Annotated in this window: 23 protein-coding genes; 15 read left to right on the top strand and 8 right to left on the bottom strand. The window is 42.4% G+C overall.

What is annotated here, in order from left to right:
* Positions 1–120 precede the first annotated feature (120 nt).
* The 3 genes from aroF to serC all read left to right on the top strand — a co-directional run bounded on the left by aroF (position 121) and on the right by serC (position 4,110).
* Positions 121–1,176 carry a 3-deoxy-7-phosphoheptulonate synthase gene (aroF, locus tag ACFQV5_RS19520; RefSeq protein ID WP_379249083.1) on the top strand — a complete coding sequence of 352 codons (1,056 nt, stop codon included), beginning with the start codon at positions 121–123 and terminating at the stop codon, positions 1,174–1,176.
* 225 nt (positions 1,177–1,401) lie between these two features.
* Positions 1,402–2,826 carry a type I glutamate--ammonia ligase gene (glnA, locus tag ACFQV5_RS19515; protein ID WP_379249081.1) on the top strand — a complete coding sequence of 475 codons (1,425 nt, stop codon included), beginning with the start codon at positions 1,402–1,404 and terminating at the stop codon, positions 2,824–2,826.
* A gap of 195 nt (positions 2,827–3,021) precedes the next feature.
* Entirely contained in the window at positions 3,022–4,110 is a 1,089-nt protein-coding gene (gene serC, locus ACFQV5_RS19510) for a 3-phosphoserine/phosphohydroxythreonine transaminase (protein ID WP_379249079.1), read from the top strand.
* A gap of 36 nt (positions 4,111–4,146) precedes the next feature.
* Here the strand turns inward: serC and ACFQV5_RS19505 are convergent, their stop codons facing one another.
* Positions 4,147–4,353, bottom strand: a complete 207-nt coding sequence (locus tag ACFQV5_RS19505) for a hypothetical protein (protein WP_379249078.1) — start codon at positions 4,351–4,353, stop codon at positions 4,147–4,149.
* 78 nt (positions 4,354–4,431) lie between these two features.
* On the opposite strand from ACFQV5_RS19505, the gene trmL reads away from it, so the two are divergent.
* Complete coding sequence (trmL, locus tag ACFQV5_RS19500; protein WP_379249077.1) at positions 4,432–4,896, top strand: tRNA (uridine(34)/cytosine(34)/5-carboxymethylaminomethyluridine(34)-2'-O)-methyltransferase TrmL; 465 nt, start codon at positions 4,432–4,434, stop codon at positions 4,894–4,896.
* Positions 4,897–5,093: 197 nt separating this feature from the next.
* A complete protein-coding gene (locus tag ACFQV5_RS19495; RefSeq protein WP_379249076.1) occupies positions 5,094–5,348 on the top strand; it encodes an AbrB/MazE/SpoVT family DNA-binding domain-containing protein in 255 nt (84 codons plus the stop codon).
* A gap of 297 nt (positions 5,349–5,645) precedes the next feature.
* On the opposite strand, the gene ACFQV5_RS19490 is transcribed toward ACFQV5_RS19495, so the two are convergent.
* Both ACFQV5_RS19490 and ACFQV5_RS19485 read right to left on the bottom strand, forming a co-directional pair.
* Positions 5,646–6,707 carry a phosphodiester glycosidase family protein gene (locus ACFQV5_RS19490; RefSeq protein ID WP_379249456.1) on the bottom strand — a complete coding sequence of 354 codons (1,062 nt, stop codon included), beginning with the start codon at positions 6,705–6,707 and terminating at the stop codon, positions 5,646–5,648.
* Positions 6,708–6,721: 14 nt separating this feature from the next.
* A complete protein-coding gene (locus ACFQV5_RS19485; protein ID WP_379249075.1) occupies positions 6,722–7,135 on the bottom strand; it encodes a hypothetical protein in 414 nt (137 codons plus the stop codon).
* 369 nt (positions 7,136–7,504) lie between these two features.
* On the opposite strand from ACFQV5_RS19485, the gene ACFQV5_RS19480 reads away from it, so the two are divergent.
* Together ACFQV5_RS19480 and ACFQV5_RS19475 are read left to right on the top strand one after the other, a co-directional pair.
* The gene (locus tag ACFQV5_RS19480) at positions 7,505–8,161 is read left to right on the top strand and encodes a response regulator (RefSeq protein WP_379249074.1); all 657 of its coding nucleotides are present in this window, start codon (positions 7,505–7,507) and stop codon (positions 8,159–8,161) included.
* 102 nt (positions 8,162–8,263) lie between these two features.
* Positions 8,264–9,478, top strand: a complete 1,215-nt coding sequence (locus ACFQV5_RS19475; protein WP_379249073.1) for an aminotransferase-like domain-containing protein — start codon at positions 8,264–8,266, stop codon at positions 9,476–9,478.
* A gap of 152 nt (positions 9,479–9,630) precedes the next feature.
* Here ACFQV5_RS19475 and ACFQV5_RS19470 read toward each other — a convergent pair whose 3' ends face one another.
* Complete coding sequence (locus ACFQV5_RS19470) at positions 9,631–10,470, bottom strand: DUF2161 family putative PD-(D/E)XK-type phosphodiesterase (RefSeq protein WP_379249072.1); 840 nt, start codon at positions 10,468–10,470, stop codon at positions 9,631–9,633.
* 263 nt (positions 10,471–10,733) lie between these two features.
* Here ACFQV5_RS19470 and ACFQV5_RS19465 point away from each other — a divergent pair, with 263 nt between their 5' ends.
* The 3 genes from ACFQV5_RS19465 (at position 10,734) to ACFQV5_RS19455 (ending at position 14,156) form a co-directional block, all read left to right on the top strand.
* A complete protein-coding gene (locus tag ACFQV5_RS19465; protein ID WP_379249071.1) occupies positions 10,734–12,629 on the top strand; it encodes a PrkA family serine protein kinase in 1,896 nt (631 codons plus the stop codon).
* A gap of 268 nt (positions 12,630–12,897) precedes the next feature.
* Positions 12,898–13,932 carry a protoglobin domain-containing protein gene (locus tag ACFQV5_RS19460; protein WP_379249070.1) on the top strand — a complete coding sequence of 345 codons (1,035 nt, stop codon included), beginning with the start codon at positions 12,898–12,900 and terminating at the stop codon, positions 13,930–13,932.
* 17 nt (positions 13,933–13,949) lie between these two features.
* Entirely contained in the window at positions 13,950–14,156 is a 207-nt protein-coding gene (locus ACFQV5_RS19455; protein WP_379249069.1) for a glycine zipper domain-containing protein, read from the top strand.
* Between the two features lie 64 nt (positions 14,157–14,220).
* On the opposite strand, the gene ACFQV5_RS19450 is transcribed toward ACFQV5_RS19455, so the two are convergent.
* On the bottom strand, positions 14,221–15,615 hold the full coding sequence (locus ACFQV5_RS19450) for a SpoVR family protein (RefSeq protein WP_379249068.1): 1,395 nt from the start codon (positions 15,613–15,615) through the stop codon (positions 14,221–14,223).
* Positions 15,616–15,903: 288 nt separating this feature from the next.
* On the opposite strand from ACFQV5_RS19450, the gene ACFQV5_RS19445 reads away from it, so the two are divergent.
* Complete coding sequence (locus ACFQV5_RS19445) at positions 15,904–17,388, top strand: methyl-accepting chemotaxis protein (protein ID WP_379249067.1); 1,485 nt, start codon at positions 15,904–15,906, stop codon at positions 17,386–17,388.
* Between the two features lie 55 nt (positions 17,389–17,443).
* Here the strand turns inward: ACFQV5_RS19445 and ACFQV5_RS19440 are convergent, their stop codons facing one another.
* Positions 17,444–18,343, bottom strand: coding sequence for a hypothetical protein (locus ACFQV5_RS19440; protein WP_379249065.1), 900 nt, complete (start codon positions 18,341–18,343; stop codon positions 17,444–17,446).
* Between the two features lie 284 nt (positions 18,344–18,627).
* Here ACFQV5_RS19440 and ACFQV5_RS19435 point away from each other — a divergent pair, with 284 nt between their 5' ends.
* The 4 genes from ACFQV5_RS19435 (at position 18,628) to ACFQV5_RS19420 (ending at position 22,309) form a co-directional block, all read left to right on the top strand.
* Positions 18,628–18,804, top strand: a complete 177-nt coding sequence (locus ACFQV5_RS19435) for a GapA-binding peptide SR1P (protein ID WP_379249063.1) — start codon at positions 18,628–18,630, stop codon at positions 18,802–18,804.
* Positions 18,805–19,035: 231 nt separating this feature from the next.
* Positions 19,036–19,713 carry a Na-translocating system protein MpsC family protein gene (locus ACFQV5_RS19430; RefSeq protein WP_379249061.1) on the top strand — a complete coding sequence of 226 codons (678 nt, stop codon included), beginning with the start codon at positions 19,036–19,038 and terminating at the stop codon, positions 19,711–19,713.
* 132 nt (positions 19,714–19,845) lie between these two features.
* Complete coding sequence (locus ACFQV5_RS19425) at positions 19,846–20,241, top strand: response regulator (RefSeq protein ID WP_379249059.1); 396 nt, start codon at positions 19,846–19,848, stop codon at positions 20,239–20,241.
* 163 nt (positions 20,242–20,404) lie between these two features.
* Positions 20,405–22,309, top strand: coding sequence for a PAS domain S-box protein (locus ACFQV5_RS19420; RefSeq protein ID WP_379249057.1), 1,905 nt, complete (start codon positions 20,405–20,407; stop codon positions 22,307–22,309).
* Positions 22,310–22,378: 69 nt separating this feature from the next.
* On the opposite strand, the gene ACFQV5_RS19415 is transcribed toward ACFQV5_RS19420, so the two are convergent.
* Entirely contained in the window at positions 22,379–23,236 is an 858-nt protein-coding gene (locus ACFQV5_RS19415; protein WP_379249055.1) for a DegV family protein, read from the bottom strand.
* A gap of 145 nt (positions 23,237–23,381) precedes the next feature.
* Positions 23,382–24,302, bottom strand: coding sequence for a DnaJ domain-containing protein (locus tag ACFQV5_RS19410; RefSeq protein WP_379249053.1), 921 nt, complete (start codon positions 24,300–24,302; stop codon positions 23,382–23,384).
* Between the last annotated feature and the right edge of the window lie 42 nt (positions 24,303–24,344).

Genomic DNA, 24,344 nt, shown 5'->3' with positions numbered 1-24,344 from the left:
TTGTATAGTTGCTTTATCGAATAAAAGCATAAAAGCATAAAAGCTTAAAAGCGAACAAGCGCGAAAGTGAAGTCGAATCTATAAACTCAAAATATAATAATTAGAAAGAAGGTTGTATATATGATCGTCATTACATCGAATCAAATTCCAGAGGAACAATTCAATCAAATCGTAGCAGAAATTGAGAAAGAAGGGCTTCAAGTCCATATCTCGAGAGGCACTGACAGAACCGTCATTGGTCTTATTGGTAGTGTTAACCCGAAACTTTCAGAGCATCTACGTCAAATGAAGGGTGTAGAGAATGTTGTGAAAATTTCGAAGTCTTACAAGTTGGCAAGTAGAGATTTTCATCCGGAAGATACCATCATCGATATTAAAGGTGTTAAGATTGGTGGCGGCAACCTTGTTGTTATGGGTGGTCCATGCGCGGTTGAATCTGCAGAGCAAATTGATGAAATCGCTAAATTAGTTAAAGCTGCTGGCGCGCAGGTCCTTCGTGGTGGTGCATTTAAGCCACGGACAGGACCTTATAGCTTCCAAGGAATTGGTGTGGAAGGACTTATTATGATGGCTGAAGCAGGAAAGAAGCATGGCCTGCTTACGATTACGGAAGTGATGACCCCCGAATATGTAGATATCTGTGCTGAATATGCTGATATTTTACAAGTGGGAACAAGGAATATGCAGAACTTCGATCTATTACGTAAACTAGGCACTTGCGGAAAACCTGTTTTACTAAAGCGTGGCTTTAGCTCAACCTATGATGAGTTTCTGAATGCTGCGGAATATATTCTTGCGGGCGGAAATCCAAATGTGATGTTGTGCGAACGTGGTATCCGGACATTCGAGTCATACACTCGGAACACACTGGATTTGTCGGCGATCCCAGTGCTGCAACAATTAAGCCACCTTCCAGTAATTTCGGATCCAAGTCACGGAACTGGACGTCGTGAGCTTGTAGAGCCGATGTCAAAAGCTTCGGTTGCTGCAGGAGCAGACGGACTTATTATCGAAATGCATACAGATCCGGATAACTCCATGACGGGTGATGGCGTTCAATCTTTGTTCCCTGATCAGTTTGCTGAGCTGCTTAAAGATCTGGAGAAACTTGCTCCGATTGTGGGTAAAACTTTTAATACCGATAAAGCTCCAACTGTAGAATTTCAACGGGTATAATATGCAAAAAAAGCAGGCTGCTCAATGGTTAATCCAGGGGTGGCCTGCTTTTATTTGCACAAAAGAACATATATGTTAGATAATATGACATGAATACGTAAAATACCTTACATCATCATTGACGATGCATATCCCTCCAGAATATAATGATTGAAAGAAAACGAAATAACGTGAACATTTAGTGGTGTTAATGTCTAGAATGTTCGGAATTCGGGAGGGACAGACATGTCAGTAGAGAAAATATTGCAAACAATTCAAGAGAACAACATTGAGTGGGTTGATTTTCGTTTTGTAGATTTAGCAGGGCGTGTTCATCATATTACGCTACCAGCATCCGAGGTGGATGCAGAGACTTTCGTAAATGGTGTAGCTTTTGACGGTTCTTCCATTGCAGGTTTCCGAGGGATTGAAGAATCGGATATGGTCATGATGCCAGATTCCGATACTTGTTACATCGATCCATTTACAGCACATCCAACACTGAACATTATGAGCAATATCTATACACCAGATGGTGAAGCATATGAACGGGATCCACGCGGAATTGCAGAGCGTGCAGAACAGTTTCTCCAAGACAGTGGAGTGGGCACTGCGGCGTTCTTCGCACCTGAATCGGAATTCTTCCTGTTTGACGAGGTTCGTTATGAAAGTAAGATGAACAGTTCCACTTATGTCGTTGAGTCAGAAGAAGCGGCATGGAACACGAATCGTAACGAAGAGGGCGGAAATTTAGGATTCAAGATTGGGGTCAAAGGCGGTTATGTTCCGGTTGCTCCTGTGGACACACAACAGGATATTCGTAGTGAAATGTGCCGACTACTAAATGACGCAGGTCTAAGGGTAGAACGCCATCACCATGAAGTAGCTACAGCAGGTCAAGCTGAAATTAACTTCCGTTTCGATACACTTAAGAAAACAGCAGATAACCTGCTCATCTACAAATATATCGTTCATAATACGGCACGCAAGTATGGTAAGACGGCAACCTTTATGCCCAAGCCTTTGTTTGGAGATAACGGAAGTGGGATGCACGTTCATCAATCCATCTTCAATGGGGATACTCCACTCTTCTACGAAAAAGGCGCATATGCTAACTTAAGCGAGATGGCCATGCATTATATCGGCGGGATTTTGTATCATGCTCCAGCTTTGATTGCACTGACGAATCCAAGTACCAACTCTTTTAAACGCTTGGTTCCTGGGTATGAAGCACCAGTTAACCTTGTATTCTCCAAAGGTAATCGTTCGGCTGCAATCCGGATCCCGGTAGCCGCTGTAACACCTAAGGGCTGCCGTATTGAATTCCGTACTCCAGACTCCACAGCTAACCCTTATCTCGCGTTCTCAGCAATGCTTATGGCAGGTCTGGATGGTATCAAACGCAAGATTGATCCTGTAGCATTAGGTTACGGGCCGTTTGATAAAAATATTTATGAGTTGTCCGATTCAGAGAAGAAAGAAATTCGTAGCGTTCCAGGATCACTGGATGAAGCGCTTGATGCGCTGCAAGCGGATTGTGAATTCCTGACTGAAGGCGGCGTGTTTACAAAAGAATTCCTCGATAATTTTATTGAAATGAAACGTGGAGAAGCTAAAGCGGTATCCATCCGGGTACATCCACACGAGTTCTCTCTCTACTATGATATTTAATGTTAATAGATAAGAAGAAGGAGTGTCCTGAAAGGTCTGGTGACCTGGGACACTCCTTTATGCCGTTTGTGAAAATATGATCAATCCTAGCTTCATGTCTTTAAATAGAGAAAAAAGCACTTGCCGCACTTCCCGAATATTGCTATGATATGCGATAATATTTAATGAATAGAGAAAGAAAGGGTGGAGAGTCGTTTGAACAGAAGAGCTTATAACTTTAACGCAGGTCCGGCCGCACTGCCGCTGGAAGTCCTGGAAAGAGCACAATCGGAATTTGTTGATTTCAGGGAGAGCGGCATGTCCATCATGGAAATGTCTCATCGTGGAGCCATTTACGAATCGGTACATACAGAAGCACAGGAGAGATTGCTTTCCTTGTTAGGAAATCCTAAAGGATACAAAGTACTCTTTCTTCAAGGTGGAGCCAGCACCCAGTTTGCTATGGTTCCGATGAACTTTCTAGGCCAAGGACAGCAGGCTAACTACGTCTTGACCGGCAGCTGGGCCGAAAAAGCGGTAAAAGAATCGAAATTGATCGGTGATACGCATATTGCTGCTTCTTCCGAGGCTGATAATTTCATGTCTCTGCCTAATCTAGATGACATTTCGTTATCTGACAATCCTGCCTACCTTCATATGACTTCTAATGAAACGATCGGCGGAATTCAATTTAAGCAATTTCCTAATACGGGATCGGTACCTTTGATCTGCGATATGTCGAGCGATATTTTGAGCCGGCCGCTTGATGTGAATCAATTCGGTATGATATACGCCGGAGCTCAGAAGAACCTGGGTCCATCTGGTGTAACGGTAGTGATTGCAAGAGAAGATATGATCACGAATTCACCGAAACATCTTCCAACGATGCTTCGTTATAGCACTCATACAAGTAACGACTCACTGTACAATACTCCTCCATCCTTTGGTATATATATGATTAATGAAGTGCTTAGATGGATTCAGGAACGTGGAGGTCTGGAAGGCATTCAAGTTCAGAACCGTGAAAAAGCAGGACTTCTCTATAATGCGATTGACGGCAGTGGAGGCTTCTATCGTGGTTGTGTAGATGCAGCCAGCCGTTCCGATATGAACGTTACCTTCCGTTTGGAATCAGAGGAGCTTGAAAAGGCATTTATTAAGGCTTCCGAAAAAGAAGGTTTTGTTGGTCTGAAGGGTCACCGTAGTGTTGGCGGCCTGCGAGCATCTATTTATAACGCAGTTCCAATGGAAAGCTGTAAAGCACTTGTTGATTTCATGGAGCATTTTAAACAGACTCACGGATAACATTGGTACAAGAGCGTGTTAATAATAAGGTTCAATTTAGCCTTGAAAACAGTTCAATGTGAAATATAGAATATGACGGCGCATCGGATACGATCCGTGCGCCGTCATTTTGTGTATTTGATCAATAGCATCTCCTTGAGCCAATTGTGTGCGAGTGGAGACCAAGCGGAGGGAACGAATCGATTTCAGACAAGCAACAGCGATGGTAGGAACGATTCGTACACGGAGCGTCTTCATACGCATGAAGGGCATCTCATTGCAATGAAATGGACATTTTAAGTTATAATAGAAAAAAAGATGAAAAGGGTGGATTGTTACAACATGGCATTACATATTGTACTTGTGGAGCCTGAAATACCGGCTAATACGGGAAACATCGCTAGAACTTGTGCCGCGACGGGCACACATCTGCACTTGGTACGCCCACTGGGCTTTAACACGGATGACAAAACATTAAAGCGTGCAGGGCTGGACTATTGGTACGCTGTTCATATCGAATATCATGATTCTTTTGAGGAGCTACAGGCCCTGTATCCAGATGGACGTTATTTCTATGCTTCAACCAAATCGGAAAAGAGATATTCGGATATCTCCTTCCGTGACGGGGATTTTCTTGTTTTCGGCAAAGAGACAAAGGGGCTCCCTCCTGAACTGCTGGCTGCGAATCCGGAGACATGTATTCGTATGCCGATGACGGACAAGGTACGCTCTTTGAATCTTTCAAATTCAGCAGCCATTATTGTTTATGAGGCACTTCGCCAACTCGATTTTCCAAATATGGAATAGGATAAAGTATACTGTTCGTTACATTTTATCAGACGCTTTACCTATAATATGGAGCCGAAAAGTAAAAAAACTAATAAATTCTTGAAAACTAGCAGGATTCGACAACTTTTTATCGAACTATTCTACTAGGCCCAATTTATCATGCATCTGGGAAATGTATAGACATTACTTGTTGAACGGAGAGGTGTACTATTGTTATGAAACCTGCTGGTGTTGTACGTAAGGTGGATCAGCTGGGGAGAATCGTCCTGCCCAAATCACTGCGTAAGAGATATCAAATGAACGAGGGCGATCCTGTAGAGATCCTTGTACAGGGTGACCATATTATTTTGGAACGCTACCGTCCCAAATGTGTCTTTTGCGGATCCATGGATGGAGTAAGCGAGTTTAAAGAACGTTATATATGCGTACAGTGCATGTCTGAGATGAATCAACTTTCAAGACATGGATAACGAAGTACGAATAAGCGCCGCTACATGCGGTGCTTTTTTGTTATCTGAATATAGGAAAGAAAAAAGCTTCCCCATCAAGAGGAAGCTGCGCCTTTACAGGCCTTTGGTTTTATCGTCATTGTACGAGGCAGTTAGAATACCGACCATATACAGAGCCAAAACCAATGCGACGATCCAAAAAGTTAAAGAGAAAGACATTAACGCCACCTCCTGCTATGCTCTTCCTTATTATACCTATCCTTAGTGGAAAAATAAATGAGGATATGAAGTAAATCACAGAATTATGCAGGATTATCATTATTTAAAAAACAAAAAGTGCGTAGGTACAGGACGCAACCTTCCATCTGAAGGCTTGTTTACAACTCTCCCATTCAGAATTAGGGAAGAAGAGCCTCCGCCATCCAGGTTATATGCGTCTTTTACACCAAGGTGAATGAGTTTATTTTGCAGCTCTTGCAAGGTTGCGCCGGAATTACCTTTTTCATCATATCCTTCAGTGACGATAATAAGCAGTTGATCGTCTTTATAATTGGCAATGATGGTTCTTGGGGCTCGGGCAGGTGATGTTTTCCATTTCGTTGGAATCGGCATTTTCTTACCGTTTTTTATCAACACAGGTACGAAGGTAGCTCCGAATTTGGGATCAAGCCGATCAAGTTCTTGTTGGTTTCGGAATTTACCTCCGATCAGCTGGCCTTTATTGTTCAGGCCTACGAAGGCCAGATCTTTAAAGCTCGCTTGAAAGCCGTTGATGTACTTTCCGTCAATAAAGGTTGTGCTTAAAGGATATCTTCCGTCATTACCATCTGCATATCCTCCAGCATTTATTCCAGCGACTGCACCAAATCGGTTTACGGCCTGCAGTGTCGTTTCAACAGAACCGACCTTATCTCTACCTAGTGACATCGTCATGGCGTTCGGATCTTTAAGTTTCACCTTCATTGCATAACCGTGATATGTTCCGGGATTTACCTTGAAAAGCTCTATGGTAATTCGGTCACTGTTTACTCTCTCGATTGCAGCACCCAGCTTGGTTGAGATTCTCCGGTTATATATGCGTTCAGGTACTAAAGCTTGTACTTCGGTGCTCTTAAGTATGCTATTCATCGTTTGGGTTGTTTGCTGGTACAGCCTACCGGTTTTTTCAATAGAAGCAACTGTCTTGTCCACTGTAAGAGCAGCTGTATCCAAACCTTGAACGATGATCTTTGTTTCTTCTGACAATTCGACATCCGGTGTATAAACAGAAGCATCCAACTGAAGATGAGGAGGCTCGGATAAAAGCCAAATACAGAGTGTTACACCGATAAAGGGCGCAATGGCAAGCATGAACAACCGATTAACCTGTTTGGGTGTCATTCGGCTCAGTGTTCTCACTTCAGCAGCTCCATGTTTTGTTGTAGCTTTTTAAGCTCCTTTTTCACTTCATTCAGCTGACTATATAGCTTATTGCTATTATCCGTTTTGCCACTGGCTTGGTCCTTCGTGAAGGTAAGAAGTTCATTGAAGGACTCGACCTTACTCTGCATTTCGTTCATCTGCTGGGATAACTCATTAAAACGAAGGTCATATTGAGTCTTTAGAGCGGCTAGTTCTGCTTGAGTGTCGTGTTGCAATTGTGTAACCATCTCTTCTTTTAGATGATTGCTGTATGAATAAGCTGCAAAAACCCCTAGCGCAATAAATATAAACCAAAACATCCAAAACCATCTTGCTTTTGGCCCTTTACGGGAAGCAGATTCCCGGGATGGATAAGTAGGTATTGTCTCTGTTTCCAACCTTGGCATTTCATCACTCCTTGAAATTCCTATCATTTTTTCCAGTAATCATTCTATCATGGTAAAATTAATTACGCAAAGACGAAAAAACATCTCTTAAATATCAAAAATAGATTGCTTATAACGACGAAAGTGGGATACAATTTGTATAGATTTCTTTACCAAAAGAGATACACATAAGTCGTTTGCCATGTTATCCTGCCCGGGTCTAAGCCTCTAGCATTACTTAACCTATTTTCCAATTTGAAAACTTTAAGCGGGATCATAGAGCGGCAAACAACGTAACTTCGCGTCTTATTCTTCATGATGTTACATAATTTTTAAGAATGACTATGCTTGACTCTATTATAGCCAGTAGAAACAGGGGGTTAAAGGATCATGAATCAGGTTTGGCGAGTAGTAATAGTAGGAAGTCATCCTACGAGTATGCTGGGAACCAAATTGATTTTGGAAGAAGAGAAGAAGTTGAGTGTGCTTAGTATGGTCTCATCGGCTCAAGAAGGGATTAAAGTAGTTGGAGAGATACAGCCTGATCTTGTCATGTTAGATTACCGACTTCCGGACATGACTGCCGAAACGGTACTAGAGCAGATGAAGCTTAGTTCACCGGAATCTCATATTATTGTCATGACGGATAATGATGGGTTATTTTTAATGCAAGCATTGATTAGCAGAGGGGCAAGCGGTTTATTATCCAAAGGAGCATCTCCTTTTCAGCTCATGCATATGATCGCGGGACTTCGTGAAGGGGTTACTACACTTCCACTGGATTGGATTAAGCAAGCCATATGGCCACTGAATTCTACTGCGATGAACGAGGGCGGCCTCCCGCTGTCCGAGACGGAAACATTCATCATGGAGCGCATTGTTCAAGGGATTACCTATGACAAAATCGCTCTTGAAATTGAAGTGAGTCGCCGTTCTATCGATAATTATCTTCGCAAAATATATGTGAAGCTTGGTGTAAACACGAGAGCTCAGGCCATTGAGAAGTATGCGCTGTACACCCATCAAGGGCGTCAAATGTATGCTTAAAATATAAACATAAGTTATAATGGTGAAGGACCAGGAATACTTTTAAGAGGCTGCCTGGAATAAACCGGAGGTTTTTATAACGGTTAGAAGGAGGGATTGCGGGTGCAGTATTCCTTTGCTTCCCGTGCAAAGACCCTGATGTCTTCCCCGCTGCGCAGTCTTAGAGAATTTGCGAAGCGGGATTCTTTTATTTCTCTGGCTGAAGAACTTCCTGCGGAGGAGTTATTCCCTCTTTCGTCACTCGCTGAGGCTGCCAGTAATGTATTGCATGCAGATCGGCGTTCCCTTCAGTATGGGGAGGCAGGAGGAGATGGCCTTTTGCGTGAATGGCTCAGCCGTGATTGGAACCGTCGTAAGAAGCTGAACCTATCATCGGAGCAGATTTTGCTGACTACAGGCACTCAGCAGGCACTCGATTTATTCGTCAGGGTGTATGTAGATCATGGAGATTGTGTTCTTGTTGAGAATCCGACTTCTCCCGGACTTCTTCAAGTGCTTAAGCTGCAAGGTGCACGAATTGTTCCAGTAGAAGGAGACAAGGATGGGATTTTGCCCGACTCTTTGGAGTTGCTTATCAAGGAGCATCGACCGAAGCTATTGATGGCTGCGCCTAATTTTACGAATCCTACAGGAGTCTTATGGAGCCTAGAGCGCCGAAAAGAAGTATTGCGATTGTGTACGGCATATCAATTACTGATCGTTGAAGATGATTCATTAGGGGATCTGTATTTTCCCCAAGGAGGCAACTCCCCGAAACAGCTTCCATCGCTTATTTCCTTAGAAGAGAAGCAAGGGGAGCATGTCTTATATGTTGGATCATTTAGCAAAACCATCGCTCCTGCCTTACGAACAGGATGGGCAGCGGGGAACCGCCAGATTATTGAGATGATGACAGCTGTTAAGCAAATGGCGGATTGGCAGTCCAGTATGTTAAATCAGAGGCTCCTGCATCAAATGCTCGTGTCAAAACCATTTAATTATGACGATCATATTCTGATGCTTAACAGGGAATATGGAACGCGGTTGAAGCTTATGGTTGAGCTGCTCAAACGTAGTGCGTGGAAAGATACGACTTATGAGGTTCCTTGCGGGGGTATGTTCCTGTGGGTACGACTGCCAGCAGGACTGAATGGGGATGCGCTCCTCAAGCGCTCCATGCAAAAGGGTGTCAGTTTTCTTCCAGGTTCTATGTGTTCACCGACTGATGAAGCTAGTGAGTGTATACGGCTAAACTTTACGCATCCTGGAAGAGATGAGCTGCTGCTTGGAATGAATCTGATCAGTGAAGCGGTTCTAGAGTTCACTGCTCGTAACTAGTGACTTTAGCAAAACCTTTAACTTAAAAATACGGGGCTGACCTCAATAAAGAACGGCGTCCAATTGTTAAGCATGTTTAGCAATTGGAGTTAAGTTCAATCATGAGGCAGCCCCTTTTTGTCTAATAACAACGATTATGTTTATGGGTATGATCATTCACTTGTATAAGATGCAGGCAAGGCACCAGGGATGGGGGGAACTTCCAAAACGGATGCATAGTCCTGTAATGCCTGCAATCCTGCATCTGTAAGAATATAGCGTCCACGGGCCACACGTGAGAACCATCCGTAGTAATTTTGTTGAAGCATCGAGGCTACATTACCAATCCCACTTAAGTTTCTGATTGCTGCTGGTGTAACGCCTGGTTTGGGTGGAGTTTTTGCCTTAGGTTTATGATTTTCGGGAGTACAACTGGATTCTGAATTAGAAGAGGGGAGATCAGAATGGTTCTCAGCCATGCTCAACTGCTGGAGAGCCGCTGCAACGCGCAGTGTCTTCTCTCTATAAGCGGTTACCAGTTTGGCCCTCGTAACACCCCCCGTGTTATAATCTCCGCTGCGTTCACGAAATTCTACCAACAGCCGTTCCCGCTTTCTTGGTGAATTTCGCTCTCTTCTATTTCCTTCACCGGGTTGACATAGCACTTCAACGAAGGGAGCTTTGGTCTTATAAAAAGTAACCGTGATCAGTCCGAGTCCGAGCTTTCGGCACAAGTTACTTATTTCAGACCAGCGCTGGTTAACTGCTCCTTTTTTGGCTCTGCTTTTTTCAACGGCTAAATATACATGGGAGCTCATTTTCAGGCGTTCTAGGCCCTGAAGCAGTAGTGCAAGATTAAATGTTTTCTTCATTTCTACGATAAGAGGTTCGGCCAAGCCCTCTTTCATGCCGACCATATCACAGTTGCGTACTTCGCCTTTGATATCATATCCGTGCAGTTTGAAAAAAGCCTTCAAGGGAGCGTACAGCTCGGCTTCATTTTTAATAGCCATGGCTATTCTCCTTTGTCATCGATATATCAGAAAGCGCCTTGGCACTTTATTCCCTCAGTATAACATGCTAGGAACGGATGTGCGTATGTACAAGATATATCATATTCTTTCATGGAAAGTAAGTTCTTTACTTCGAAAATATGGTCAACTATTACGATGATGCCGCATAGGTATGTAATACACTTTTTCGGTGGATTCATGGTTATAAGACGCGAGTGAAATGAAAGCCAATCCTCATAATCAGAGTCATAGGAGGTAGCGGTATGGATATTTTCGAACGCATAGCATCGTATCGGGCAGAAAGCGACCGACTGGCATGGAGCGGCACATTTAGGGAATATATTGAGTTACTTAAGAAAGATCCTTCACCCGCCATGACCGCGCATGCGCGCGTATACGACATGATTGAATCTTATGGGTTTGAGGAGAGCGGCGGCCGAAAAAAATACAAATTTTTTGAACAAGAAATATTCGGTCTTGATCGGGCAATTGAAAAGCTTGTTGAGGAATACTTTCATTCCGCAGCTCGCAGGCTCGATGTGCGTAAACGGATATTGCTGCTGATGGGCCCGGTCAGCGGTGGTAAATCGACGCTTGTCACACTCCTGAAGCGTGGACTTGAAAAACATTCTCGTACCGAACGAGGAGCTGTGTATGCGATAGCTGGCTGCCCGATGCACGAAGAACCTCTGCATCTGATTCCGCTAGAGCTTCGGCCAGAGGTAGAGAAACAGCTGGGTGTCCGTATAGAAGGAAGCTTATGTCCTTCTTGCCAGATGAGACTCAAAACGGAATATGATGGCGATATTGAATCCGTAATGGTGGAGCGTGTGCTGATCTCTGAGGAGGGGCGTACCGGTATTGGTACGTTTAGTCCTTCGGATCCAAAATCTCAAGACATAGCAGATCTGACGGGTAGTATCGATTTTTCGACCATAACAGAGTATGGTTCAGAATCCGATCCACGGGCTTACCGCTTTGATGGTGAGTTGAATAAGGCAAACCGGGGACTAATGGAATTTCAAGAGATGCTGAAGTGTGACGAGAAGTTTCTGTGGAACCTGCTTTCACTCACTCAGGAAGGCAACTTTAAGGCTGGCCGGTTTGCGCTTATTAGTGCGGATGAACTTATCGTGGCTCATACGAACGAATCGGAATATAAAGCATTCATTGCAAATAAGAAAAATGAGGCGCTACAATCCCGTATGATAGTCATGCCAATTCCTTATAACTTAAAGGTAAGTGACGAGGAGAAAATTTACGATAAGCTCATTGGACAAAGCGATATGAAGCATATCCATATTGCACCACATGCACTGCGATCGGCTGCTATTTTTTCTATCTTGACTCGATTGAAGGAAACCAAGAAACAGGGCATGGATTTAATCAAGAAAATGCGTATGTACGATGGAGAAGAAATAGAGGGTTACAAAGAAGCGGATCTGAAGGAGATGCAGAATGAATATTTGGAAGAGGGCATGTCAGGGGTAGATCCCCGTTATGTCATCAACCGAATATCGAGTGCCTTGATTAAGAGGGATCTGCAGTGTATCAATGCACTGGATGTGCTGCGTGCCATTAAAGATGGTCTCGATCAGCATGCTTCCATTACGAAGGAAGAGAGAGAACGATATTTGAATTTCATCTCCGCTGCTCGTAAGGAATATGATGATCTTGCTAAAAAAGAAGTTCAGAAGGCATTCGTGTATTCATTCGAAGAATCAGCGAAAACGTTGTTTGAGAATTATCTCGATAACATCGAGGCTTTCTGCAACTGGAGCAAAATCCGAGATCCCCTAACCGATGAGGAGATGGATCCGGATGAAAGGCTGATGCGTTCTATCGAGGAGCAGATCGGGGTATCAGAGAACGCCAAAAAAGCGTTCCGCGAGGAGATCATGATACGGATCTCAGCATACTCCCGCAAAGGAAAAAAATTCGAATACCATAATCATGAGCGTCTACGTGAAGCAATCGAGAAAAAGCTATTTTCGGATCTTAAAGATATTGTGAAAATTACGACCTCAACTAAAACGCCGGACGCTGTGCAGCTTAAGCGGATTAACGAAGTGAGTTCCCGATTAATTGAGGAGCATGGGTATTGCCCGGTATGTGCGAATGAGCTGCTTCGGTATGTAGGAAGTTTGTTGAACAGATAAAGGGATGAAGGAAGCATGGAGCCTGTATTCAAGGCATCATGCTTCTTTTGTCTGACTTTATGTTGGCGATTATCCCCAAAGCTCGATTTATGCTGAGAATGCTCGTAATTTATGATGATAATAAGAGACGGTGGAATATATTGGTGCAAATACACATCCAATTGGGACTTTGGAATTATGTTGATATAGTAAAAATAGTCTATAATAAACCCTGTGATATAAAATATTTGTGATATAGATCACCAACTTGGGAGTGAATTTGTTAACAATGATCGACGTATCCCCTGAAAGACGCAGACAGTTGGATTATCTCGGGCTGAAGGATAAGGACCTATTAATTTTAGCTAATTATCGTGATGTATTTAAAGAAGTAGTGGAGGAAGTTGTTCGACGATTCTATGATCAGATCGGCACACAGCCGGCACTGATGGGTATTATCGATAAGACTTCGACCGTTGACAGATTGAAAGAAACCCAGCGCGTATACTGGATGTCACTTGCAGATGGAATCGTTGATGAAGCATATATTAATAACCGTATTAAAATTGGACAAGTCCATTCTCGTATTGGACTATCAACCGACTATTATTTGGGAAGCTACATGGTGTATCTTGATATTGCCGTAGATTTGCTGCAACAAATCTTACCGGAAAACTGGATGCATGTCGTTCATTCCTTGAGCAAAATGTTTAACTTGGATTCACAACTTGTTCTCGAAGCTTATAATTTGAAAGAGAAAGAGCGCATCCAATCTCTTGTTAATAAACAGGAGCATATGTTGGAAGCGATAACATCAGCGGTTCAGGAACTGACCGCTATGATTGTAGAACTGGATGAGAGCGCTGCGCTGATGGCAGAGAATGCAACCAAGACAGCGGAAGCACAGGATAAAGCACATGCATTAACGGAAGAGTTGAACCATGAGATTCTTCAAATTGAGCAGATGGGGTCACTTATTCGAGAAATTTCGGATCAAAGTCACTTGCTCGGTTTGAATGCCGCAATCGAAGCTGCACATGCAGGGGAATACGGACGCGGATTTGAGGTCGTGGCTGGAGAGGTTCGGAAGCTGGCGAACCATTCCCGTAAAGCTATGGAAGAAGTTCAGACTAAAGTTTCCGGAATTATACGGAAGCTTGGACTGGTGGAACATGAATCGCAGCAGACTTCCATCAATGCCCGTAACCAGGCTGCAAGCTCGCAAGAACTATCTGCATTCGTTAAAATGATGGAGAAGCTTGCGGCAGATCTGGAAGCTCTTCAGCATAATTCTGCCCATGCGGAAGTAGTTTCACATAAATAAGTTTTGGAGAAAAGCTCGTGTTAGGTTTCGTAGCCGAGGAGGGAACGCATATGGATGGCGGGAACAAACCGGGACCGGGAAGATACATTGGAAACGGCGTGGCAATGGGGATTGCGTTAGGTACCGCCTTGGGCGTGGTATTCGATAATGTTGCCGTAGGAATCGGACTGGGTCTAGTTTTCGGAGCTGGCATTGGATCTTTTTTTTGGAATAAAAAGAAATAGGTGAGTAAAGGAGCTATCCCTTAGTAGAAAAAATCTACACGCGGGACAGCTCCTTTTTTATAAATTATAAAAAACGCCGATGCAGCTTTTTGCCGTCGTAGTAAAACAGGATCGGTTTATTCTCAATAACACTTTGCAGATGCACAGGCTTACCCCACAGGTGATAAACATAAGGAAGCGTACGCTCCATATACTTCAGATCCAGCTCCATTCCTTCGTATTGATGTTTAATCAGCAATTCACCCGAGCGATGGTAATCGCCATCTTGAACGACAAGGTATGGAGATCCGCCGTTTACGCGGGATACTACAAGTTGGTCCCGGATGTTTTCCCACGCTTTATCGGTTATTTTCCACTCAGGCCCCTTTTTCTCGAAGACATAGAGATCTAGATCATTCACCAGTTCCTTGGTCAGATAATTCCTTAGAAAGGAAATGTCGGAATCGTATTCGCGAACCTCAAACATTTTCTCACGATCCCAGCGGCGTTCAATATCCTCAAAGATTTTTAGCCCCAAATAGTAAGGATTCAGGCTGTGACGGGATGGCTGCACGACAGATGCGTTAAGTTTTGCAAATTCAACCGTTTCTTCGCTCGTCAGATCCATTTCGCGCAGGATGCGCTGATGCCAGTACGAAGCCCAGCCTTCGTTCATGATCTTGGTCTCCATTTGCGGCCAGAAGTAGAGCATTTCTTCACGCAGCATACTCATGATATCCCGCTGCCAATCCTCGAGGATTTCAGAATGCTCCTGAATAAACCACATGATATCCTTTTCTGGAATAGGTGGGAAATTCCGCTGAGATGACTCATCTTTCGCAGCTTTTGCCTTACTATTACTCTCTTCTGTGTCCCAAAGGTCGTCATACGGACCGCTGATTTTGTAGCGTTTAGCGTCGTCTTTTTGTCCTTGAATAATTCGTTCTGTGTATCTTTGTTTATCCAGTTTCTCAGGTCGGAGAATTTGAGGATCAACATGTTCTTGGATGGCTAGCACCGCATCAATAAATTGTTCTACGGCATCTGTGCCATGTTCCAGCTCGTAACGGCTTATTCGTTCAGCGGTGGCGGACATGCTCTCCACCATATTGCGATTGGAGACAGAGAAACGGGCGTTGTTCTTGAAGAAATCACAATGGGCCAGCACGTGGGCGACGATAAGCTTGTTCTGGATCAAGGAGTTTCCGTCGAGCAAAAAAGCGTAACAAGGATTGGAGTTGATAACCAGCTCGTATATTTTACTAAGTCCAAAATCGTACTGCATCTTCATTTTGTTGAAGGTTTTGCCGAAGCTCCAATGGCTGAAACGGGTAGGCATACCGTAGGCGCCAAAGGTGTATATGATGTCTGCTGGGCAGATTTCATATCGCATGGGGTAAAAATCAAGGCCAAAGCCCTTAGCGATCTCCGTTATTTCCGAAATGGACCGTTCCAATTCCGCAATCTCATCTTGGTGCACGTGAAATCCCCCCTCAGTAAGTTCAAAAATTGCTTCTTATCATATATATGGAATTTGCGCGGCGTTATGCGACTATAAGCCTCAAGTCATTTCTTGAGTCTTTCATGGGTGAGAATAAAGTCGCTTTTTATGGAAATGGACTCTATAGTTCTAAGGGTGCTTTGACAAAGCCGAAGCAAGCGTGACAAAAAATGTATACTATCGAGGTTTGATTTCTTTCACATATAAATAAATGCCGAAATTTGACGATAAATGTAATAGCGTGGATCATCTAAAGGAGAGTAGGACATGTCAAAGCAGACTAAGGAACTTGATTACATTCAAGAATTAATGGTTCGTCGAAGCACACTGATTGTTCAGTTTTTTTGGATATTGGTGGCTTTCATTGTATTAGTTATGGTTTTATCGTATCCAATCAAAGTGACTCTAGCGGTAAGTGCTATAGCCATATTGTTAGTAGGGTTACTTGATGTTACGAATAGGAAACAGTGGATAAGGCCTTTATTTCCCTACATTATCGCTTTGTTTATGGCTGTTATTATGGTGGTGTTCACTGCCGTAAAGCCAACACTTACAGTAATGGTGGCATTTGCAGCAGTTCTGACGATTTATCCTAATTATAAACCGTTATTACTTTATGGTATTGCTTCAATAGGGATTATCAACTACTTCATCATATACCCGAACGATAGAACGATGGGGGTCATAACAGGTGACAGCAATATTGAGTATTTGATTATGTTTGCGGTTTTAATGGTGATTTCTTTTTTATTCCAGCGTCTAATTCAGGATACGCACAGAAACACACAAAGGATACATGCTGCAAAAGAGCAGGTAGACAACTTATTTCTTGAATTAAAACAATCGATCACTACGCTGAGTCAATTCAATAATAAACTGCAGCAGAACGTTAAGCACACAGGAGATATCACTTCAGAGATCGCTATCGGTTTTACCGAAGTGAACAAGGGAATTGAGTATCAGGCTGTTAGTGTAGGTGAAATTTCGGGCATTCTGAATCGAGCGGATGAAGAGATTAAAGTGGTTGTAGACAGTTCAGTAGTGATGAAACAGCTATCTAGTGAGACGGTGGAAGCAGCCATGCACGGAAATCGGCAAATGGAGGAACTCTTTACAAGGGTGAGTGAGGTAGGGGATATCATACATCACCTTACGTTCTCAATGAATCAGTTAAACAGCCAGAGTAAAGAAATAGGCGCCATTCTGACTACCATTCAGGATATTGCTAAACAGACGAATCTATTGGCTTTAAATGCTGCGATTGAAGCCGCCAGAGCTGGGGAGCATGGAAAAGGTTTCGCCGTTGTTTCTGGGGAAGTAAGAAAGCTAGCTGAGCATTCGAATCGTTCTGTGGAAGAAATCGCTATAGTCCTCCGAAATATCATTGATCAGACAACATCTTTAACTGAACAGGTTATGGAAGGACAGAATGCGATTGATTTAAGTCGAAATGCAGCGTCTACATCGATGGAACTGTTCCACAAGCTAAATGGTATTGCTGGTCAGGTAGTGATTCAGGCGGATCAGGTAGAAGAAAAGACAATGATGATCAAGAATTCCTCTAGTGAAATCGTTGGAGAAGCGGAGGCGATTTCATCCGTTTCCCAGCAATCTAGTGCGGCCTCGGAAGAGATTCTTGCCAGTATGGAAGAACAGAAAGTAATGGTAAGTGAAATTGTGTCTAGCTTTCAGGAATTGGAAGCGCTGATTCGTAATCTGGAGCATTTAGTCAGCGTCTCAGATCATTCTTAAGATACAAAAAGGGAGTCTCAGGTATTGACCTGAGACTCCCTTTTTAAATTTGTTGTTAAAAATTAATAGTGACAATGGCGAGTATACCGAGTGTAATGCCGAGTTTGCCGTAGGTTGTTAGTTTTTCTCGGAAGAGAAGTACCGAGCTTAGCGTGATAGAGACAATAATACTACCTTGTACAAGTGGAAAAAGATAAGAGCTTGGGACTATGCCGGAGAGGGTAGTCATGATGATATTTCCAATCAGGGATGTGGATGCTAGCAGCACTATAGGTAATAAGTTTTGTCTTAACGCTATGCTCTCTCCCAGTAAGTTTATGTCCTCTTCTTTCTTGGCTGAAATATACTGGACGACGTAGGCCAAGATGTAAAATACAAATGCCGAACAAAAACCGACCAGCATCAAACCGGAGGATTGTGTACCATTCATTTGATGTTGATGGAATTTTTGTATCACCGCAAGAGAACCATTAAACACAAAAGTAAGAAGACAGTACAGCAGCCACTTATCACCCCTTGGGGTGACGTCTTTTTTCGAATTTGGGTTTACATTTATGAAGTAAAAAGCCGCTATAAACAATACAATCGCAGCTAAGGTAACACCTGTTATTGCCTCTTGAAATGCAATAATACCAGTGACCGTAGGGATAAGCATGCTAGCGGAGAAATAAAAAGCGGTGTAAGAAAGAGGACCTGTACTGATTGCTAGATTATAAAAAATAATAGTAAGCATAAAGCCAAGACCGAATAAACAGCCGAAAATAAGTGTCTCAAGGCTAATTTGTCTTGCCTCAGGTTGAAATAGGCTGAACAGCATCAATCCTGCCGCAGCTATAAAGGTGAAGCCTGCGTAAATCAATAACCGCTGTCTAAGGGGACCTGACTTGATGAGTTTCATAGACAAGGTTTGAGCTGAAAATAGCATGATGGAAATAAGGATAAGTAACGTATTCAAAGTAATTCCCCCAAGTGATCGTCTACAGATTATTTTTGACGTGATTACCTTGTTAGAAGAATTGTGTGCAACATCACTGCTTAACCATATCATAAATTTGTTACAGAGCAACTAGAACAGCTGGAATTCAAGTTACAAATTTTGTTCATAAGTTTATTTTTTGACAATACACTAGGGATAACAGGGTGTAAATCAGGAAAATGAATGCCTTTATTAAACGAAGAAGGACCCTGTCAGTCGGCTGTTTACGGTTTGTGAAAGCAACTAACTTGAGGAGGAATAGTATGAAAACGCTCGCAAACATGATGGGTAATGCTGACAAAAGCAAAGATATGGGGCTTATTATATGCTCCGGATGTGACGAGTTGATTGATACTTTGCCGACTGAAGGTGTAAAAATTATTCACAGCCATTGTGGTAAGGAAGATTGTAGAGGAATATGTTCTTCTGATGATTGGTGAAGGAAGATAATGATCTCATTCTATTTTTGGCTGGATCCTTGAAGGGTCCAGCTTTTTTATACATTTAAGTGTGTTTACTGATTATTCATTTCTGGTGGAGGTTTCTTAAATTGTTAGTAATCTTATTGTATTCTATTTGAAAAAGGTTACAATAGTAGAATAAGTAAAAATCTATCTATTCTAGCTTGCAAGTGAAAGTTGTTATTGATGCTGCCGGTAGGAAGTGAAATCTTGATTACGCAAACTCAGATTAATCTCGTATCCAGCTTTACGGGAAAGCTGCTTAGAGAACGTTTTGGTAAAGGTCCCGAATCTGTGCATGTATCCATCGGTGACCGAAGTATTACGCTTCACGTTCGCAATTTTATTGGACCTGTTGAGAAATTTTTGCTTAGTAAGGAAGAGGAACAAGCACTCCGTTACACTCGCGAACTGCTAATGAAATCACTTTTACCAGAATTGACAATCTATTTAAAAGATGAAATTGGCCTGGAAGTAGATGAGATGTTTTATGACTGGGGACTTCATAACGCCACTGGGATCATCGTTGGACTATTTCAGAGTGCTGTTCAAATTTCTACTCATTACGAAGGACAAGCCGAAGTTCACAAACAAATTGCCCTTCTCACTTCTAAAGTGCAGAAGGAACCTGAACAAATCGATTCCTGGTGGATGAACCCGCGAACACTGATTGTAGTTCGTGAAGGAATTTTGATTATGCTGGAAAAAGAATTAATCGGTCTCGGTTATGAAAATGTACTGAAGACCACAAAGCGTAAGCTGGAGAAGAGGGTGTTCGGGCAAGATAATCGAATAGGTCAGTTGCTCGGTAAAGAGCTTTCGGATGTTTATGTAGATTGGGATTTTGAACGAGACAAGGGGATTGTTGCTTACATTTTTCATTCCTGAATTGTTGTTCTTATACAAGTATATATTGGTGATAATGAACCAGACACCTACTTTCAGGCTGAGCTGGGCATAAGCCATTAAGAGGCAAGAACGCTTCTTTTGGCTTTTTTGCGTTTAAGGAGGAATGATCCATTGGCTTCTATCGTATTGTGTATTGAGGATAACGATTTAAATATGTTGGTCATGAAGCATGTGGTGAAAAGACTAAACGATGTGGTACTTCTCGAAGCTGTAAATGCTGAACAAGGATTGGAAATCGCGTTCTATGAAAATGTCGATCTCGTAATCATGGACATCCAGCTACCTGGAATGGACGGTTATGAAGCACTTCAGCGGTTGAAGGATCATAATAAAACTTGTCATACTCCTGTAATTGCCCTAAGTTCATTTGCTGAAAAGGTAGACATTGAACGCGGACTTACCGCAGGTTTTACGGAATATGTAACTAAACCTATTCGAGTTGCACATTTTATTGAAACTATAGAGCGATTGCTAAAGAAACGCGGAGAGATCCTCCAGGATCAATAGGGTGAAAGGATTTCTGATGTAAGCTGGATATGATAGATAATGTAATAGAGCGGCTAGTTGCCGCTCTTATTTGTTGTTTTCTACTATGTTTCTCATCTATTGATGTTACAATAAAATATGTCATGTTTTCACTTGGACCATCTAAGAGAGGAATGAAGCTGTATTGAGCGATAATCAAACTCATATCCTGGAGCAATTAATTTCGGAAGGCAGCGCATACCGATCATTGTACGAGAATCATCCTGATGCGATTTATATCATGGATACATATGGATTGTATGTTGACGTGAATAAGTCAACGGAGCGGATCACAGGGTACTCTAGAGAAGAGTTTTTAAATCTTTCGTTCGATGCCTTGTTTTGCGAGGAGAACTTAAAAAGTCGAAGCAGTCATATAGAAAAAGTGTTATCCGGTCAATTACAACAGCAATTTGATATACAGTTTAAACATAAGAATGGTGAAATACGTGATGCTCATATTACTTACGTACCGATTAAGATCGATGAAGAGATGGTAGGGGTTTATGGTATCGCCCAGGATATTACCGACCAAAAAAGAATGAAACTTGAATTGCTAGAAAGCGAACAACGCTACAAATCTCTTTTTAAATATAATCCTTCGAGTGTCTATTCATTGAATATGGAGGGAAACTATCTTTCTGTAAACAAACAGTTGGAAGTGTTAACGGGATACACGGAAGAAGAGTTAATAATGAGCTCATTTCACGGAAAGCTGATTCCAGGTGAATTGGAAAATACCATCAGACACTTTGAACTAGCTAAAAAAGGGTTGCCTCAATATTATGAGAGCAGCGTGCTCCGAAAGGATGGAGAAGAACGTCGTATTCATGTTACCAATGTACCGATCGTCGTTAACAATCAAGTTGTAGGAGTATATGGGATAGCAATGGATATAACAGATGAAAGACTATACCTTGAACAAATTGAGAAGTTGAGCAATCACCACAGCTTGATTCTGAATTCTGTTTCAGAAGGGATTTATGGTCTGGATCGTGAAGGAAAAGGAATATTTATTAATCCAGCAGGAGCAGAAATGCTTGGATATACGCTTGATGGGTTTTTAAATTTATGCAGTCATGAATGGATTCATCATACCCGAGCGGATGGGTCCCATCATGATATTGTGAATTGTCCTATTCACCAAACAATCTGTGATGGTAAGATACGTTTTGTAAATGAGGATATATTTTGGAGAAAAGATGGTTCCAGCTTTCTCGTGTCCTATCATATCAATCCAATTTATGATCAAGGCGAGATCCAAGGAGCGGTGATCGTATTTAACGATATCACAACAGAAAGGGAAATCTTAAGGGCAAAAGAATCCGCTGAACGGATGGCTCAAGCTAAATCCCAATTTCTGAATATGATGAGCCATGAAATCAGGACCCCTATGAATGGGATGATCGGAATGGCGGATTTGTTATTGGTTAGCGGTTTGACTGAGGAGCAGCAGAGCTATACAGAGATTCTTAGAACAAGCTCGGAAGCTCTCCTGGCTATTTTAAATGATATACTCGACTTCAGTAAGATGGAAGCTGGAAAAATGGTATTGAAGCCGATTATGTTTGATCTACCGGGAATGGTGCAAGAGGTAATGGAACTGTTCAAACTACAAGCATCTGAAAAAGGCATACGACTTACGGCTGAAATCGAAGAGAAGGTTCCACAGCAATTTATGGCCGATCCTATACGTTTAAGACAAATACTAGTAAACCTGATGGGAAATGCTTTAAAGTTTACAGAACGGGGAGAAGTAAGTTTAAAGATTTCACCTGTGATTTCCAGTCGTCTGGATCTTATTTCTCTTGAGTTCTCTGTATCGGATACGGGGATCGGTATTCCAGCGGATAAGCTGGATGAATTGTTTATGTCTTTTTCTCAGCTGCATCCTGTAATCAATCGTAAATATGGTGGTACAGGGCTTGGGCTTGCGATCTGCAAGCAACTTGTTGAGCTTATGGGGAGCACTATTTATGTTGATAGCACGGAAGGGGAAGGGTCAGTATTTCAGTTTTTGTTACCTGTTGCACCTTTACAGAATATATAGTGAACATAAAAGAACGGCAGCTCTGCTAAGGTGAATGCAGAACTGCCGTTTAATATGTAGTATGATAGGTTAGTTTGGTTTCTTCATATACATCAAGCCAGTGGTCTGAGGACCGCAGTGGCTGCTTATTACACAACCTGCAGTAGAGATAATGACTTGTTTGGCACCTGTCTTCTCTTGAAGCGCCTTCTGAAGGAAGCGTGCTTCCGATTCAGCCATTGAATGTACCACGATAATTAAATCGTTATCCATATCATTCACATTTTCCAGCGCATTGCTGAGCATTTGATCAAGTGCTTTCTCTTTCTTGCCACGAACTTTATATGCAGGTGTCATGCTACCATTAACGACCTTAATCACAGGTCTGATCTTTAAAAGACTGCCGATTAGGTTCTGCATACCGGAGCAGCGTCCACCTTTATACAAGTACTCAAGTGTATCAATAACAAATTCGCATTCCACTTGATTTGTAGAGCGATTTAGCAAGTCCACAATCTGTGTAACGGAAGAGCCCTCTTTAGCTGCATGGACTGCTTTCATAACGAGAAGTCCAATGCCGCTGGACAGGTTTCGTGAATCTACCACGGACACACGACCTGGTGGCAGCTCCCCAGCTGCTATAATCGCATTTTGATAAGAAGAGGACAGCTCTGAGGAAATGCTGATGTATATAATATCGTCTCCTTGTTCAATAGCCGGTGAAAATGCGGCGATAAAGTCAGATGGCGAGGGCGCAGCAGTTTTTGGAAGATTTCCTGTTTCTTCGACCTTAGCATATAGCTCAGTAGTAGTGATATCGACTCCGTCACGAAGAGAATTTTCTCCAAAAACAACATATAACGGTACAATGCCAATGTCGTATTCTTCAATCCAGTTGGATGGTAAATCGCAAGTGCTATCAGCGAATATTTTTATTTTTCCAGACATGAACATCTCCCTTTAACTCGTTCAAATTCCTTTTATTATATCAAGGTTATGTGTGATTTCAAAGGTTAGAAATAAGTGTATCAAAAAGCCCCATCTGAGGAAAATAATCCTGATCTCATGATGGGGCTTTGACGTATGAATTCGACTATTCTTTTTTCTTAGAGGATTCCAAATATTGCTTGATAAAGGCCAATGCATTAGCTTCTTTCTCAGAGTCTCCTCGGACACCAGCAATCATATCTGTTTTAGCTATAGGCAGTTCTTCAGCTAGTGGAGTGTTGCTAATATTTACTGCATAAATTTGTTCGCTTTTATCCTCAGTGATCTCGGTCTGCCTCACCATATCAGGCGTAACTAGAGATTTTAGTTCACCTGTTAATTCAGGTTCAAGATTTCGGACGATCCCCTGATTGCCAACCCAGTTAAATGCAGTTTGATCCATAATATATAAATCCGACCGCTCAGTGGCAAGCACGAGCATGGCTTTTTGAAGAAGGGCAGCATCGTTCGGTGATCCGGAATCGAGCGCTGGAACATAGGTAACGTCAACTTTAACTCGTTTCCATTCCGGGAATTGTGCCAAGATAGCATTTTCAATTTGTGTGAAATCTTGTCCACCATCTGGAGTTATATAGGAACCAAGAAACATAATGGATAGATCAATTGGTGGCAGCTTAGCAAGTCTTTCTTGTTCGGCACGATGATTGAAGATACTTATACCGATATAAATGATAATCCCTATGAGGGCGAGCACCCCAAGAACATGGTATCTATAATAGCGGAAAAAATGCTCAGTCTTCTCAGCAGCTCCTGCCATACCTTTGAATTTCCCGTATTTTTTGCGGCTGATTTCTTCTAGGGATTTGCGCTTCTCCTCTTCCAAAATATAATTGTACGCTTTGGTTACATCTGCAAATCTTTCTTCCACTTCATTTGTTTTGTCTGGATTCCGGCGCTGCTCGGAACGGGCTTGACGCATAAGCAGGGTATATCGGTTATCGACCTCTTCTGAGGTTGCGGTTTCCGGGAGTCCCAATTTCTCATACGCCTCTTTCATTTGATCCATGAATAGTTCACCTCTTCTATACTGTGAGAGTTCCTAGTTACC

It is taken from the genome of Paenibacillus sp. GCM10028914 (genome assembly GCF_042666275.1).
Taxonomy (GTDB): Bacteria; Bacillota; Bacilli; order Paenibacillales; family Paenibacillaceae; genus Paenibacillus_AQ.
Note: the sequence above shows the minus strand (reverse complement) of the source record. Positions and strands in the feature narration are given on the sequence as shown.